Source organism: Microcystis sp. LE19-8.1F, assembly GCF_027531715.1.
GTDB classification, from domain to species: domain Bacteria; phylum Cyanobacteriota; class Cyanobacteriia; order Cyanobacteriales; family Microcystaceae; genus Microcystis; species Microcystis wesenbergii_A.
Map to the genome: position 1 here is coordinate 1 of NZ_JAPZSO010000139.1, position 16,743 is coordinate 16,743.

The 16,743-nt window shown below is 42.0% G+C and carries 13 protein-coding genes; 9 read left to right on the forward strand and 4 right to left on the reverse strand.

The annotated features are described in order from the left end of the window. Positions 1-174 precede the first annotated feature (174 nt). Together ilvN and O9334_RS13585 are read left to right on the forward strand one after the other, a co-directional pair. A complete protein-coding gene (ilvN, locus tag O9334_RS13580; protein ID WP_045360298.1) occupies positions 175-699 on the forward strand; it encodes an acetolactate synthase small subunit in 525 nt (174 codons plus the stop codon). Between the two features lie 196 nt (positions 700-895). Then, entirely contained in the window at positions 896-3,148 is a 2,253-nt protein-coding gene (locus O9334_RS13585) for a PBP1A family penicillin-binding protein (RefSeq protein WP_288000538.1), read from the forward strand. Between the two features lie 251 nt (positions 3,149-3,399). Here the strand turns inward: O9334_RS13585 and tnpA are convergent, their stop codons facing one another. After that, the gene (tnpA, locus tag O9334_RS13590; RefSeq protein WP_288000539.1) at positions 3,400-3,831 is read right to left on the reverse strand and encodes an IS200/IS605 family transposase; all 432 of its coding nucleotides are present in this window, start codon (positions 3,829-3,831) and stop codon (positions 3,400-3,402) included. A 50-nt stretch (positions 3,832-3,881) separates the two neighbouring features. Between tnpA and O9334_RS13595 the strand changes: the two genes are divergently transcribed. Further along, positions 3,882-5,141, forward strand: a complete 1,260-nt coding sequence (locus O9334_RS13595; protein ID WP_045360293.1) for an RNA-guided endonuclease InsQ/TnpB family protein — start codon at positions 3,882-3,884, stop codon at positions 5,139-5,141. 27 nt (positions 5,142-5,168) lie between these two features. On the opposite strand, the gene O9334_RS13600 is transcribed toward O9334_RS13595, so the two are convergent. The 3 genes from O9334_RS13600 to O9334_RS13610 form a co-directional block, all read right to left on the reverse strand. Beyond that, a complete protein-coding gene (locus tag O9334_RS13600; RefSeq protein WP_045360291.1) occupies positions 5,169-6,191 on the reverse strand; it encodes a calcium-binding protein in 1,023 nt (340 codons plus the stop codon). A 135-nt stretch (positions 6,192-6,326) separates the two neighbouring features. Continuing rightward, the gene (pgsA, locus tag O9334_RS13605) at positions 6,327-6,860 is read right to left on the reverse strand and encodes a CDP-diacylglycerol--glycerol-3-phosphate 3-phosphatidyltransferase (protein ID WP_045360290.1); all 534 of its coding nucleotides are present in this window, start codon (positions 6,858-6,860) and stop codon (positions 6,327-6,329) included. Between the two features lie 115 nt (positions 6,861-6,975). Further along, positions 6,976-8,070, reverse strand: a complete 1,095-nt coding sequence (locus O9334_RS13610) for a fatty acid desaturase family protein (RefSeq protein WP_045360288.1) — start codon at positions 8,068-8,070, stop codon at positions 6,976-6,978. 245 nt (positions 8,071-8,315) lie between these two features. On the opposite strand from O9334_RS13610, the gene O9334_RS13615 reads away from it, so the two are divergent. The 6 genes from O9334_RS13615 to O9334_RS13640 all read left to right on the forward strand — a co-directional run bounded on the left by O9334_RS13615 (position 8,316) and on the right by O9334_RS13640 (position 16,635). After that, positions 8,316-9,449, forward strand: coding sequence for a sigma factor-like helix-turn-helix DNA-binding protein (locus O9334_RS13615; RefSeq protein ID WP_288000542.1), 1,134 nt, complete (start codon positions 8,316-8,318; stop codon positions 9,447-9,449). 16 nt (positions 9,450-9,465) lie between these two features. Next, entirely contained in the window at positions 9,466-10,830 is a 1,365-nt protein-coding gene (locus O9334_RS13620; RefSeq protein WP_288000544.1) for a DUF1822 family protein, read from the forward strand. 32 nt (positions 10,831-10,862) lie between these two features. After that, positions 10,863-13,472 (forward strand): ABC transporter substrate-binding protein, encoded by a 2,610-nt coding sequence (locus O9334_RS13625; RefSeq protein WP_288000546.1) that lies wholly within the window; start codon positions 10,863-10,865, stop codon positions 13,470-13,472. Between the two features lie 107 nt (positions 13,473-13,579). Beyond that, a complete protein-coding gene (locus O9334_RS13630) occupies positions 13,580-14,299 on the forward strand; it encodes a PspA/IM30 family protein (RefSeq protein WP_190380731.1) in 720 nt (239 codons plus the stop codon). A gap of 11 nt (positions 14,300-14,310) precedes the next feature. Next, complete coding sequence (locus O9334_RS13635) at positions 14,311-15,660, forward strand: ABC transporter substrate-binding protein (RefSeq protein ID WP_288000547.1); 1,350 nt, start codon at positions 14,311-14,313, stop codon at positions 15,658-15,660. A 264-nt stretch (positions 15,661-15,924) separates the two neighbouring features. Then, positions 15,925-16,635 (forward strand): response regulator transcription factor, encoded by a 711-nt coding sequence (locus O9334_RS13640; RefSeq protein WP_288000549.1) that lies wholly within the window; start codon positions 15,925-15,927, stop codon positions 16,633-16,635. Positions 16,636-16,743 lie beyond the last annotated feature (108 nt).

The window sequence follows — 16,743 nt, forward strand, 5'->3', positions numbered from 1 at the left end:
TAGGGCATACGGGAACTTTCGGGCTAGATCCGATAAACGCTTGGGGAGAGAATACCTCTACTTTTTCAGAAGCGATTCTGTCTAAGCAAGTAATCTCTTTGAACCAAGAATCCCCGTCGCTTTAGCGCGGGGAGTGTCAAAATGGTGAAATATAGGTTGTGCAGACAGAGCGCCATGAAACACACATTATCCGTATTAGTTGAAGATGAAGCGGGAGTTTTAACCCGTATTGCTGGATTATTCGCCCGTCGCGGCTTTAATATTGAAAGTCTGGCCGTGGGTCCGGCCGAACAGATGGGAGTTTCTCGCATTACGATGGTAGTACCCGGGGACGAGGACAGCATCGAACAGTTAACCAAACAACTTTACAAATTAATTAACGTCCTCAAGGTGCAGGATATCACCCAAACCCCCTGTGTGGAAAGGGAATTAATGCTGATTAAAGTTAATGCTACCGCCGATCGCCGAGCGGAAGTGATCGAATTAGCGCAGGTATTCCGAGCGCGGATTGTGGATATTTCCGAGGAAACCCTGACCATCGAAGTGGTGGGGGATCCGGGTAAAATGGTGGCGATTATGCAAATGCTGAATAAATTTGGCGTTCGTGAGGTGGCGCGTACCGGTAAAATTGCTCTGATTCGCGAGTCGGGAGTCAATACGGAATACCTCAAAGCTTTAGAGGCTAAAATGGCAATTTAGGGATATTGGCTATGAATTGGGGTGTTGGGGTTTTAGGGTTTTAGTTGAAATTCCCCACTTCCCCACTTGCCTATTGCCTATTGCCTATTGCCTATTGCCTATTGCCTATTGCCTATTGCCTATTGCCTATTGCCTATTGCCTATTGCCTATTGCCTGTTGTCTCTTGCCTCCAGAAGCTGATAACTGATAAAAACTATGTCTAAGCAGTCGCCGAAAACCCAAATTAGTCAACTTGTCACCGTTGCCGTGCAGAAATTGCAAGGAAAGGTGAATTTTCAGGCGGTAAATCTCAAAAAAGGGGCGAGAGTTCCTGAATTACGCCTTAAAAACGAGAATGGCAGTGGGGAAAGCAAATATCCCCTCATTGGCGATCGCTATTTGTTAGGCCGCAGTTCCAGTTCCTGTGATATTACTATCCGTAATACCGTGGTCAGTCAGATTCATTGTTCCCTACAGCGTGACCCAAAAAATCCCCATAATTTCCTGCTTACAGATGAAAACTCCACCAACGGGGTTTATATGGGTAAACGTCGTCTCAAAAGCGTTTCCCTGCGTCATGGTGATACCTTTACCCTGGCCCCCCCAGACTTAGCCAATTGTGTCACCATCTCCTACTACTGTCCCCCTCCCCTGTGGGCGCGACTTTTGCGCTATGGTTTCTACGGTGCGGGCGGTATTTTCGGTTTATTAGTTTTAGCGATTATCTGGGAAAGTCGTAGAGTTAATGTTTATCCACTCCCTTCCGGGGTGAGCGGTCCGGTGGTGGTTTACCCTAGGGATGGTCAAACTCCCCTCAATCCCATTCGACAGGAAACTCACCAAGAATTAGATAATCTGGGCGATTTTTCTCCCTATCTGCCCCAGGCGGTTGTCGCTTCCGAAGATAGTCGTTTTTACTGGCATTTTGGGGTTGATCCTTTGGGGATTGTCCGGGCTGTTATGATTAATTGGCAAGGTCAAGGCATTCGTCAAGGGGCCAGTACCCTAACTCAACAGTTAGCGCGTAGTTTATTCCCCGAAGTCGGTCGCCAAAATACTGCCGATCGCAAACTCCGGGAGATGGTTGTCGCTTTACAATTAGAAGCGGTCTATAGTAAGGATACAATTCTCAAAACCTATCTCAATCGAGTTTATCTCGGTCTGGCCGGTTACGGTTTTGAAGACGCGGCCCGCTTTTATTTCGATAAATCCGCTAGAGATTTAGATATCTCCGAGGCTGCTACCCTTGTGGCTATGTTACCCGCCCCGAATTTATTTAATCCCATTCAAGATTACGACACTTCCGTACAATATCGCAATCGTGTCATCGATCGCATGGCCCAATTAGGCATGATTTCCCCGGAAGCGGCCGCCAGCGCCCGCAGATCCCGCATTGAAATCAGTCCCCAAGCCAAAAAATCCCTATCTAGTACGATTGCACCATATTTTTATAGTTACGTTTTCGAGGAATTACAGGCTCTTTTAGGGGAGGAAGTGGCGAAAGAGGGCAATTTTATCGTTGAAACCAGTTTAGACCGCCGGCTGCAGGCGATCGCAGAAAAAAGCCTAAAAAATAATGTCTTAAACCAAGGCCACCGCTATCGTTACTCCCAAGGGGCGTTAGTTACCTTAAACAGTCAAACCGGGGAAATTCTCGCTTTAGTCGGGGGAGTTGATTATCAAAAAAGCCAATTTAACCGCGCTATCCAAGCTAAACGTCAACCCGGTTCCACTTTTAAGGTATTTGCTTATGCTGCCGCCCTGGAACAGGGAATATCGCCCTATAAAACCTATACCTGCGCTGGACTCTCTTGGCAAGGACAAGCCTATTCTCCCTGTGAACGCAGTAGCGGGGGGGTCAATATGTTTCAAGGTTTAGCGCAATCGGAAAATAGCGTCGCCCTTCGCATTGCTCGCGAGGCAGGATTAAGTAATGTGGTCAATGTGGCGGAACGTTTGGGGGTGAAATCACCTTTAAATCCCGTACCGGGGCTAATTTTAGGGCAAAGCGAGGTAAATGTCTTGGAAATGACTGGCGCTTATGGGGTTTTTGACCATGGCGGGCGCTGGAATCGTCCCCACGCCATTAAACGCATTCTCGACGCTTCCGACTGTAAAAATGTGGAGGATTTGAGTACCTGTCGGGTTATTTATGACTATGGCGACGATAGCGATAGAAATCAGCGGGTAATCTCCCCTAAAACCGCCGAAACGATGAATAGCTTATTGCGGGGGGTGATAACTAATGGTACAGGAGGCGCTGCCAGTATTGGCATGGGAGAAGCGGGTAAAACGGGAACTACGAATAATTATGTGGACCTCTGGTTTATCGGTTATCTTCCCCGTCGCCACTGGGTGACAGGCATTTGGTTAGGTAATGATAATAATTCTCCCACTGCGGGCAGTAGTCAACAGGCAGCCAAGTTATGGGGCGATTATCACCGTCAGTTAATCACCACACAAAACTAACCCCAATAGTTCTGAAGCTCAGACCCATTTTAACCGTCTATCCTTAAGATTAGTGGAATCCCCCCAACCCCCCCGACATCGGGGGGTCTTGCCTCTTGCCTCATCTCAACTAACAATTTAAATGGTTCACAGTAATAAGGGTGTCCTAGCCCTAGCTAACACACCCAGTATCTGTCTATCTCAATGGAGCGAGAGGACTCCCGTTAACTGCTACGCGGTTTAACGGGAGATAAATCGCCACCAGAATAAAACTAACGCGGTAGCGTTTCCACTTTCGGGGAGTTTTGATTCTCAACATATTTTTTTAGTTGTTCAACAGTTACTCCGCCACAACTGGCCACGAAATAACCTCCCGTCCAAAAATAGGGTTTGTTGTAGAAATACTTGGCCGCCAAATACGGAAATTCTTGTCTAATTAAGCTACTACTAACTGTTTTAAGGTTAGCGATTAATTTGGATAAAGCGATGTCAGGCTTGTCATCAATAATCAGGTGAACGTGATCCGATTCACCATTGAAATCAAGCAACACGCTTTCCCATTTCGTCAGCGTTGACGCAAAGATTTCTTTAAGTCGAGCTAAGATTTCATTGTTAATAGCTTTTCGCCGGTATTTGATGACGAATACGACCTGAGCGGTAAGTCTATAAACAGAGCGAAATCCATGATTGTAATCGGTTGACATATTAGGCAGTAAGTGTTATAATCTAATTATATACCACGAAACAAACGACAGTGATAACGCTTACCTACCAGTACAAACTAAAGGTAAATAGGCAACAGGAACGGGAGATTGTACATATTCTCGATGTTGGCAAGAGCGTTTATAATTACGCTCTCTCGGAACGGAAAGATTGGTTAAACTCTCGAAAGTCTCTTGCGGATCACTGTTCGCTAGTTTCCGAGTACATAATTCCTGCGGATGAACCTTATCCTAATTACTTCGTTCAAGCCAAAAATCTAACGGAAGCTAAAAAAGTTTACCCGATATTAAAGACGGTTAACGCTCAAGTTTTACAGCAAGTTTTAAAAACTGTAGATAAAGCTTTTTCTGACATGAAATCGAAAGGCTTCGGCTTTCCTAGATTTAAGAAAAAGATGCGGAGTTTTGTTTTTCCTGCGCTGTCAAAAAACTTCTTAGGTGACGAATACTTAAATTTTCCGCAATTGGGAAAAATTCGGATTAGGAAATCTAGGGAGTACCCGTCTGGGTTTGAGCCTAAACAAGCTCGAATTATCCAAAAAGCGTCGGGATTTTACGTTTCGGTTTCTTTCCAATCTACGGAATTAGTTCCCGATATGACAGTGGGGAAGACCTGTTTAGGAATTGACGCGGGAATTGAAAGTTTTGTCGCTACTTCACGAGGAGATTTAATCAAAGCCCCTCGATTTTTGTTGAAAGTACAGAGTAAGCTTAAATTGCTACAAAGACGCTTGAAACGGAAAACTAAAGGCTCAAACAGTTGGTTAAAACTTCAGGAGAAGATAGCAAGATTACATGAAAAAGTGTCTAATACTCGTAGAGATTGGCACTTTAAACTAGCTCATTATCTTTGTGATCTTGCTGATAATATCTTTGTTGAGGATATTAACTTCGTTTCCTGGTCTAGGGGTATCGTTAGAAAACAATCTCTAGATTCGGGCATCGGTAGTTTTATTAACGAGATACTACCGTTTGTTATTTGGAAACGGGGAAAATATTATCTTAAGGTTGATAAAAACGGAACCTCGCAAGAGTGTCCGAATTGTGGCGCAATTACTGGTAAAAAAGCATTATCGGAAAGAGTTCACCGGTGTGATTCTTGCGGTCACATAGAACCAAGAGATACAGCATCAGCAAAGGTAATCGAGAACCGAGGAAAAAACGCGGTCGGACTGACCGTGTTAGAAAACGCTCGCGGAGGCGATTTGACGGGGATCCTCCAGTTAAACCAGGTCGATCTAGTTAAAAGCCTAAGAACCGAGAATCCCCCGCTACACCGCGCGAGCGGTTAGCGGGGGAGAGTCAATCAAACAAGGAAATTAAATGAAGGCGAAATTAGCAGCAGCTAATGTACCAGTAATCGAGGTAATTGTCGCAACGGGGATGTTGGCGGTTGACCAGTCACTGTCATTGTCATAGAGGAGGGTCTTTGTATCGGTGGCGAAGGCAAAACGAATTAATGGTTTAGTAGTCTCCAAGGCCTCGATATTATCAAAAATATCAACAATGATACTGCTAGAAAGATTGGCAGCAGTAGCCGCATTACTAACAACTGGCGGCGTACCTGCTGCTGGAGCGCCCGAGTAATTAGTAACAGTAAATGCAAAGACATCATTGTCACCGGTAATGAATTGGGAAACTATCTGACCACCCTGATTGGTAAATACAAATCTATCAGCACCATTACCACCATCCAGGGTATTCGTCGTTCCCCCGTTACCGGTTAGGGTATCGTTTCCGTCGCCACCGGTTAGGGTATCGGCTCCCAGTCCACCAACTAGGCGATCGGCTCCCGCGCCACCAACTAGGGAATCCGCACCCCCGATACCACTCAGGATATCGTCTCCGTCGAAACCGAATAGGGTATCAGCTTGGTTGCTGCCAGTTATGCTATCGTTTCCATTGGCACCTCTGAGGACGTAATTTTCAGTGCCACTCAAAGAGGCAATACTGTTACTGGAATTAGCCGTGTTTTCTGCTTTAGTAAAGCTTTGACCACCACCAAAGTCGAGGATATGGGTTCCTAAAAAAGTGGAGGAGACGAAAGTGTCAGTTCCGGCAGGAAGAAAATAATTTTGTGAAAAAGAGCTATTATAACCAGTTAGGTTAGCACTCGCCACGTCAGTCTGACCGACTCCGTTGCGAAGTCTCCAAGTGGCACGTCCAGAAAATCTGCCTAAAGAAGTAAGATTTCTACCGGTGACTGTGGTAGGGATAGAAACGGCTAGGTTGATATTTGTTGCATTAGCTGTCCAAAAAGCTGTTAGAGATGTGGTTGCTGTTGGAGCCGTGATATTAAAACCCGTGGTGGAGCCAATCGGAGCAGAAATGGTGATAGGCATAGTTTTTTCTTTGAGTGATATGTTTGAACTTGAAGAGTTTGACAGTCTTCCTCCGATCATTATATACCGAGAAAAAAAATGCAATCATGTTTGCGAGGCTTGTTTCCTGAATTATTGCTAATGGTTAAGTTTTTATCAATTTTGGGTTAATTTTTGGCTGGGTATGACATAAATCACCCCAGAAATTAAAGTTAATGTTACTGATAGCCAAAAAGCGAACTGAGAAATTAAGTTATATTCAGAAGGCAAGGGAGCAATTAAGAGAGCGATAGCGACAATTTGGCTGACTGTTTTGCTTTTTCCCCACCAATTAGCCCCTTTTATGTCGCTATTTCCTGTTAAATTCGGATTAATGCGCCAACCAGCGATCGCTAATTCCCGAGCAAGAATCAAAAATACTCCCCAAGCAGCAATTAAATCCATTTCAATCAGAGCTAAAAGAGGAGCGAGAACCAGCAATTTATCGACCAAAGGATCTAGAAATTTACCTAATTCGGTGATTTGATTTAATTTTCGCGCTAGATAACCATCGAGCCAATCGGTGCTGGCAGCAATTAGAAAGATAATTAAACTTAACCAGCGCTCGATTTCTGTGCCTTGGTGCAACCAGTATAAAATTAATGGCAGTCCCAAGAGTCGCGATAGGGTAATCGAGTTGGGTAGGTTCATTTTTCAGTGATCAGTAAACAGTAAACAGTAATCAGTAATCAGTAAATAGTGACCAGTAAACAGTAAACAGTGACCAATCACTAACCAATGATAACTGATAACTGATAACTGATCTTTAGCTGGCTAATTTGAGATCGAAATTACTTTGTTTATTGCCTAATTGTCTGAGCCAACGATAATTATAAGCTAAAGCACCTCGCAGGGTGGGATAAACGGCATAATTAACGCCAAATTCTTGGCAAACTTCCGCTAAGATTGAGGCAATTTTGGGGTAGTGAATATGACAAATTTGCGGAAAAAGATGGTGAACAACTTGATAATTTAATCCCCCTAAATACCAATTTAAAAAGGCATTTTTAGGAGCAAAATCTACGGTAGTTCGCACTTGAAAGATTGCCCATTCGTCTTCGATTTGGTTAGCTGCCGAGGGTTGAATAAATTCGGCGGGTTCCAAAACGTGAGCTAACATAAATACATGACAGGCAAGCACTCCATAGGTCATAAAAGCAATGAGAAAACCGATCGCTATTTCTAGGGGACTATAACCAACTAAGAGAGGAATGCCAATAAACCAAAAGAGATAAACAACTTTTCCGCTCAATAAAACGAATAAATCGATCGGTTTAGGATTGGGAATTTTAATCTCGCCAAAACGATTACAAAAGAGGATGGAGCGCACATCGGAGAATGACCAATAGATAGGAATTATAGCGTAGAGAATCGGGATAAATAAATGTTGATAACGATGATACCATTTATGCTCGGCATGGGGAGTCATTCGCACGATACCATCGCCGTGAATTTCCACATCGTACCCTAAAACATTGGTGTAGGTATGATGGAGATAATTATGACGAAAACGCCAGAGATAACTGGAAGTACCGATGATATAATCGTAGGTCATGCCAAGGAGAGAATTAACCCATTTTTTACTAGAATAGCCGCCATGGTTTGCATCATGACCAATGCTAAAACCGATTCCTGCTAATCCTCCTCCTAAAACCAGGCAACCGATAATTTTTAGCCACCAGATATCGGGACCAAAAAGCACAAATAGCCAAGCGGCAATTACCCAAGTTAAAATCGTGATCGTCTTCAGGTACATGGCAAAATTATCTCTGGTGGGGATGCCGTTTTCGGTAAAATAAGCATCAACCCGTTTATTCAATTCCTTTCTAAAACCCTGATTTTCGGTAAAAGTTACTCGCATTCCTAATTTTTGTCCTAGAAGTTGATCCGACGGCAATTTTTGGCAGCTCAGAGTGAATTTATGAGTCTTTTACTGGTTTGCTAAAGCCGTCTCAGCATAACTGATAATTTCTCATCAGTCCCTCATCTATTGTCAGAGAAAGAGGTGCGCTTGGCAAGGGAATCGCTCAATTTATTTGCTACTCTTGCAGAAAATCCTCGGTTTTTACCTAATCAGATATCAGATACCTGTAGCCGGTGATAGAAATGAGCGTTAGGTACTTTTATACTACTATTAAAGCGATTGAAGGCGATCGAGTTTTCTGGTGCGAAGTACCACAATTAAGAAAATCGATCGATGCGATCGCTCGAAGCGTAGCCAATGATGAAGCGGTGTATTTTTATCTGTGGCAATGGTTACAGAATGAGCCTAATAACCAATTAGTCAAGTCTCATTGGATGGTTTTCTTACAATATCGCTCCTGTATGGTAACTCAAAGGGTCTATCAAAATGTTGGCCATCGGATCGATGCTGATTATGAAACCCTATTCTACTATTTGCTGAATTTGCTTGCCACGGCAATTATTTTTTACGGTAATTTTCAGGATAACAAGACCAAACCGGGATTTTTTCGCTTAATCTTAGAAAAATGGACAGATAAAAAATTGAGAAATACTCTCTATAATTTCCTGCGAGGAGAGTATAAAACTATCGGCAGGACTAATCTCGGTATAGTCAGTCTTTTTAGTGCGAATAAAATTCAAAAAATTTTACGAACATCGGGTATCTTTACCGAGAATCACCTGCTAATATTTAACTGTTTTCGAGAGGTTAAAAAAGCTTCTGTTAGATCATTGGATAAGTGGCAAGAGGAAGATTGGCAACAGGTAATCGATCGCTTGCAGCAGTTACAACCGCAAGTTATTCTCACCGTTGAGGAAGTGCAAGCAAAACTCAATCAAATAGGGGAGATAATGCGTAATCATATCGATCCTTCTTACTCTAGATTTGAGCTTAATAATTATGACGATAATAGCAATTACTTTTGGGAAAATCTCCCCAGTCAGAAGCCAAGTAAAGATTTACTACAACAGCAAGAAATCCAGGAAGATATTAATAAGTTATTAATCACTCTTGAGGATGAAGTTAAACAGATTGTATATTGTTACTATCATCAAAAGATGACGCAAGCACAGATCGCTAATCGATTGGGAGTTCACTCATCTACTATTAGTCGAGAAATAACCCAATTATGTAAAAAATTTTATCAGCTACTCTGTGCAAGGGAAGGCAAAGATTGTCCTAGTTTGTTAAATGAGATTAAATTACAATCTCGGCAAAAACAAGAGATCGATGCTTATCTAGAATATTTTTGTCAGTCCTACTTAACTCAAATCTAATCTGTTAGGAGATACCATGAAAGTCAACCTCGATATTTTGCAACAAATTAACCCGAAATCCCTTTGGCTAACTTTTTCGGAAACAGAGATTAAACAAGCTCGATCGATTCTCGGTCAATACTCTAATCAAACCGCCAAAAATCAGGCTTTGATTAATTACTTGGTGCAAATATGCCTAAGTAATTGGCTGAAAGATAATCTTGATTGTTCCCTTCAAATAACACCTAAAAACCATCAGTATCTTTGGGAGTTTATTAACGGTTTTACTTGGCAAATTCAAGATAAAAAAGTTACCACTATTCCCAGTCAAGCGATTGACATTGAGGGATTGACAATAGAGCAAGAATGGGTTGATATTCCCGATTTAGCGGCAGATTTTTATCTAGGGGTGCAGGTAGATTTAGCAGAAAAATTCCTCAATATCTGGGGTTTTATATCCAGACAAGATGTTAAAAATCTCGCAGAATACGATCCAATTTACCATCAATATTATTTGGACAGTGAGCAAATTATTGATGATTTAGATATTCTTTGGCAGAGTTGTTTAGAGGGAGAAAGTGAAAAAGGAAAACTGGAATCTCTAGCAAACTTATCGCCAGCAACAGCAGAAAATTTAATTAAAAAGTTAGGTCAAGTTTCACCCTATTCTCCGAGATTAGATATTAGTTGTCAGCAGTGGTTAGCTTTGTTGAATAATCAACAATGGCGAGAAAAACTTTATCAGCAGCGTCTAGAAATAATCCCCACTAAACTTAGTCAATGGTTGCAGGGAATTATTAGCGATAAATGGCAGGAAATCCTCAGCACTATCGACAATTATCGTCCAATTAATCCAGGGTTTTTGTTGGCTGCTGAAAAAATCAGCAGCCGAGAATCTCCGACAGATATTCAGCGAGAAATTAGACAACTGTATGCTAGTCAAAAAGAGGTGGAATTTTCGGAACATTTAACCCCAGAGGAAGCTTTAGCAAAACTGCAACATCAAACCCAAGATGAAACTATTCGCTGGCAAGCGGCCGAATATCTCTGGAATATTGATCCTCATTATCCCAATGCTGCTATTCGTAAAATGCTCGATGTGGGTAGTCAATTAATGGGTTATAAAATCGCTTTAATGGTGGGAGTTTTATCGACCAGTGACCAGAGAATTGCTGTCTTAATTCGTGCCTATGCCATGGACAATTTTGCCAAGCTACCCCCCGGTTTATCTTTGCAAATTAGCGATGAAATAGGCCAATTAATCCCCGGTTTAGAAGCAATAGCAAGGGAGAAACCCCTAGATAGCTATCTGCAACTTTATTTTCTAGCTGATGCCGACGATCGCTTTAATGTTAACCTAAGTTTAGGGGACAGTAGCATTACCGAGCAGTTTAGTATTTAATAGAGATAGCAGAAAATGTCAAGGGTAAAGACATGAGCAGAGTTGTGATTCTGAAAATTGGTGATGGCAGTTTTGAAACGGGATTTTCCGTCACTCTAGAAATTCGTGACAATCATCTCTTGATAGCACCTTTTGCCGAGGGGAAATTAGTCCCTAACCTTGACATTGCTGCCGCTTTGCAAAATTATCGTCGAGCTTATTATCATTGGGTAGAAAGTCAACCCAGTTTAGGAATTACCGTTCCTCATAGTATGATCACCCATGCAGCGGTAGGTGATCCTAGAGACAACCTCAGAAAAGCCACTCAAACTTTAAAAGATAGCTTAAATGAATGGCTAAATTCCAGTTCTCTGAGTTCGATACAAAATCGTATCTTGTTCCATATAGGTACTGAGTCAGAAGTAAGATTTTTTATCCAAACTACCCACTTTGATTTACAACAAATTCCCTGGGAGTGTTGGAATTTTTTACGGGATTGGTGGAATGATGTGGAAATTGCTCTTACTATCCAGAGAAATCCTCCGATAATTAACCTTACTCCTACGATTCATGTTTTAGTAATTTTGGGTAATATTGACATCGAAAACGAGCATAATTACCTGGGTTTATCCAGTTTGCAAACGGTCCTAGGAAACCCAGATAAGGTTTATATACAAATATTAAGTCCCAGTTCAGAAGTTCCTCTTTCAACGATAAATATTCAGAATGAGTTGATCAAAAATCCATGGGATATTGTAGTTTATTTAGGTCATAGTCAAACCAGTAGCGACGGACATGATGGAGTTTTTATCATTGATAATGATACGGCTTTATCTCCCGAACATAATTTAAGAAATTCCCTGAAAATAGCTGTTAAAAAAGGCTTAAAACTTGTTATCTGTAACTCCTGCGATGGGTTAGGTATCGGTCGTCAGTTGGCTAATATCGGAGTACCGCATATTATTGTTATGAAAGAACCCATCGCTGTGCGGGTTGCTTTGAGATTTCTAGAAGTTTTTCTTCCCAATTTTCTTGGACATAAATCCCTACAGGAATCCTTAACAAGCGCTCGACAAGAATTAAGATTACATGAATTTGAGAAGGATGCTGCTAGTTCTTCTTTACTGCCTCGTTTGATAGAAAATCCTGAAGAACCACCGTTAATTTTACCTTTACCCCCTGAAAATACGGAGGAAAATCACCAAAATAGTTATGAGCAAAGTTGGCCTTTACGTCTATCTAGTCGCTGGAAACAAGCTCTGTTATTTATTTTAAGTATTCTGGTAACTTTATCAGTTTTATATTGGGGAGGAGTATTTTCCGATGATGCTAGTAAATACCCAGAAATTAGCCTAGGTGAAGAAATATTATTAAAGACAAACCGACAAGATAACATTATTGAACGGGGAAGACAAGCTTTTAAAAATAAAGAATATAAACAAGCAATTCAGCTTTTTAAAAAATCCCTCGATCGCTTGCCAAATAATCCAGAGATTCGCATCTATTATAATAACGCTCGTGCGGCCTATCAAGACAGAAATCCCTTAAAAATTGCCACCAGTGTTCCGCTTGGTAATAATCCAGAAACTGCTCAGGAAATTTTACGAGGTATTGCTTTATTCCAAGAGGAGTTAAACGATGAACAGGCCAAAAACCCCGATTTTCACTTTCTACAGGTAGTGGTCGCTAATGATAATAATAGCCCCGTAGATGCCAAAGATCGAGCCGAAAAATTTGTTAAAGATCCGTCAATCTTAGCAGTGGTTGGTCATAATGCTTCTGCTGCTAGTGAAGCGGCCAAAGATATCTATGTACAAGGGAAAATTGTTGCCCTATCTCCCACCAGCTTTTCCCCGAAAATCTCCGGTAATGGCTATGTGTATAAGATGGTTCCCGATCTGGAAACTTTTGCCACAACCTTAAGTGAATACATCCGCAAACAAACTGACAAGCTAATTATCCAAAACCCCACTAATTTAATTTGTTACGATAATCGCTCTGGGGATAATTATAACTTCGCTCAAAAATATAGAAACATTCTTCTCGGTCAGCAGTTTCAAAAAGTCATTAAAGATGCAGATTTTGACTGCAATATCGAACCAAAAAATAATTTAGATCAAGAGAAAATTTATCAAAAAATCGCTCAATACCAAGTAAATATTCTCATGGTTGCTCCCTATATTGACGATCTGAAAAGAGCCGTCAGTATCTTTAAGCAACGTCCCGCACAACAGTTAAACTTAGTGATTTTAGGTTCCCCCACCTTTCAAAGTTATCTCACCCTTGCAGAAGGTAAACAAGGAGTAGAAAATTTAGTTATCACCGTGCCTTGGTATGATCTCAAACAAGATAATTATATCCACAGTTTTTGGCAAAATAAGATCAATGTTTGGCGCACTCCCATGGCCTACGATGCGACTAAAGTTATCCTCACCGCTTTGCGACAGTTATACCAACAAGGACAAAAATTCGATCGAGAATTATTAAATCAAGTTTTAAGAAACGATTTTTCTATCGAAGGAATGACTGGCACTGTTAGATTCGATGAGAATGGTGTCCGCAACATGAACAATAATCCTGATGATCGCCGCTACTTGATTCTACAGGTCAAAAAGGGTCAATTTGTCCCCCTCGCTCCCATTAAATCTGCCGGTTCAGTCTAAACCTTCCTATCCTTGTCAAGACTTTTTACAAAACTTAACCTTACCCACTGCATTAAAGTTGGCCATCACTCCTAATTAACAGGTAACACCTCTAGGAGACAAACGGCATGAAATTGTTAAAAAAATTAACCCCAAAGGCCTTGATTTTTTGGCTGATCGGTGATAAGGCAGGAAATTCTCTCGTTGCGATCTGGAATTGGTTGTGGGGTATTCCCATCGAATCCGGCGGCAAAATTGCCGTAGAATCGGCCAGAGAATCCCTAGAATCGATGCAAAAATCTCTAGCGGAATTGACAGAATCGGTGGCGAAAGTAGTAGCAGCCCAGCAATCAGCCCAAGCACAATACGAGGCGAAAAAACAGGAACACACAAACTACTTGCAACAGGCTGTCACCGCTCAAAAAAAAGGTCTTCAAGAAGCGGCAAGACTGGCTATGGTTAAGGTTATCTCCCTAGAAAAAATTCTACCCGCCATGAAAGATCGGGTCGATAATGCCGAAAAAGTGGTCATTGCTGCTAAGGAAAAACTTCGTAAAGAGCAGGAAAAAATCGAGCATTATAAGTTAGAAATGAGCAACTTAAAAGCGATTAGTTCCATGAATGAGGCTTTAGGCAAAATAAACGAATTTGATAGTAGTCTCAACCTCAATACCTCCCGCGATCGCTTTGAGGATGCCAATGAAGCGATTAAAGACCGTTATCGAAAAGAAAACGCCTATAGTGAATTAAGCGAGAACTATAGCGAGAAATTAGCTCAAGAAATCGATTTCTTAAGCCTTGATGACGAAATTAACCGCCGTTTAGCCGAATTCAATCAGCAAAGTTAAGGAGTAAAGCAATGACAAAGACTGGCAAAAAAGCGGGTTTACCGCCAATTTTCTATGTTTTACTGGGGTTGATCGGTTGGTTTCTTTTTCCCCAAATATTGGCAATATTTGCCCCAAAAGCCGATAATAATCCCCGCATCAGTTACGGCAATCATCTCCTGATCAAAACTAATTCTAACACCACCAAAGAATCAGCGATCGCTGCTATTGACCAGGGTTACTACGAAGAAGCAAGGGGACTCCTGCAAAAATCCCTCGCTCAACATCCCAACGATCCCGAAAGCGTAATTTATCTCAGCAACCTGCAAACCAGCCCAAATCCCTTTAAAATCGCCGTTGTTGTGCCAGCTACAACTAATCCCAACGTCGCTCAGGAAATATTGCGAGGAGTCGCCAGCGCACAAACCCAGATCAATCAACAGGGAGGGATCAACGGCAGAAAACTGATGGTTATCGTGGTTAATGACGATAATCAGCCGCAGATCTCGAAAGAGGTAGCCAGTGAATTAGTCAAAAATCCTGATATTATCGCTGTTATCGGTCATAATGCCTCCGATGCCAGTTTAGCCGCCGCTCCCATCTACGAAAAAGGCGGTTTGGTGATGATTTCTCCCACCTCCCTGGCTAATAATCTCTCCGGTGCGGGAAATTATATCTTTCGTCTCGTGGCTTCTAACGGCAAAATTACGGAAAAATTAGCAAATTACATAGTAAATAGTGCTAAAGTCCGGAAAATTGCTTTTTGCTACGATTCTCAAGCTCCCGATAATATTTCCTTTAAAGATGAGTTGATGGCTAATGTGGCGAAAAAAGGCGGTCAAATTGTGCCGATTGTCTGCGATCTGAGCGTCCCCAATTTTAAGGCCGATCAAGCCCTTAATCAGGCGATTTCTGGGGGTGCTAACGGCCTATTTGTCGTCGCTCATGTTGATCGTCTCGATCCCGTTTTTGAGGTTATTCGCTCCAATCGTCAGCGTTTGCCTCTGTTTAGTAGTCCCACCCTCTACAATATTCGTACCCTCGAAGATGGCGGCAAAAACGCCCAAGGTTTAACCCTTGCCGCACCCTGGCACCCCTCGGTTAACCAGACTTTTGCCAATCTTATGCAGGAACAGTGGCGCGGTCCGGTCAGTTGGCGCACAGCCACCAGTTTTGACGCTACACGGGTGATTATTGCCGGTTTAAGGGAAAATACCCATCGTCAGGGCCTACAATCCCTGCTGCGTTCCGCCAATTTTCATCAAACAGGGGCCACCGGAAAAATTAGCTTTGATCCTAATACTGGCGATCGCATCGGTCAACCGGTGTTAATTCAAGTGCGATCGACTCCCTCCGGTGAGCAGTTTGTCCCTTTACCTTGAAAAGTCCCCAGTCCACAAAAGTCGGGAGAGCTGCCAACTCTCCCCCCCAAAAAATGAGCAAAAATTACAATTATTTCAATGTTCAACCCTGAGAAAGAAATGAATGGCTAATATGTTAAAATATGCCTAAGTAGGTAGGTTTTAAAAATTGTCAGATTCCCCCTTAATAAGGGGAGCAGGGTGCATCCGCACCCCCCTTAATAAGGGGGGTGCGGGGGGATCAAAGGCAAAATCTATCTTCAATTAAATTATAACTACTTACTTATGGATATCGTTATTATCGAAGATGAAATTGAAATCGCCCATTTGATTCAGCAAACTTTAGAGCGGGAGTCCTTTACTTGTCATCTGGCTTATAATGGTAGGGTAGGACTAGAACTATTTTATCAAAAGCAACCAGACTTAGTTATTTTAGATTTAATGTTACCCGAATTAGACGGACTAGAATTGTGTGCTAGAATTCGCCAAAAACCCGGGACAAAAGACCCCTATATTTTAATGTTAACCGCTAGGGGAGAAGAAATCGATCGCATTATCGGTTTATCTACGGGAGCCGATGATTATATGGTCAAACCCTTTAGTCCGAGGGAATTAACCGCTCGGGTAAGAGCCTTATTAAGACGTAGTTTAAGACACGATAGTCAACCCCAACAACTCCATCGCAGCCGTCATTTTATTATCGACTTAGATCAACATTCTGCTCTTCGTAAATTGGAGGGAATGCCGGAGGAAACCCTCGATTTAACCACCTTAGAATTTAATCTACTCGCTACCTTTGTCAGTTATCCCAATCGCGTCTGGAGTCGCACCCAATTAATCGATAATCTCTGGGGAAATGATTTTTTTGGCGATGAAAGGGTAGTAGATACCCATATCCGACGCTTACGCAAAAAAGTAGAACCCGATCCTGCTAATCCCATCTTTATCAAAACTGTAGTCGGTGTCGGTTATAAATTTGAGGATGACCTTATTTAGGAGCTGCTGAAAAAGTTTGTTGGTGGGGTTAGTAGTCAGGAGTCGGGAGTCAGTATTCAGGAGGCAGTATTCAGGAGATCAGTAGCTGGTTATAGTTAAATTAAAAAT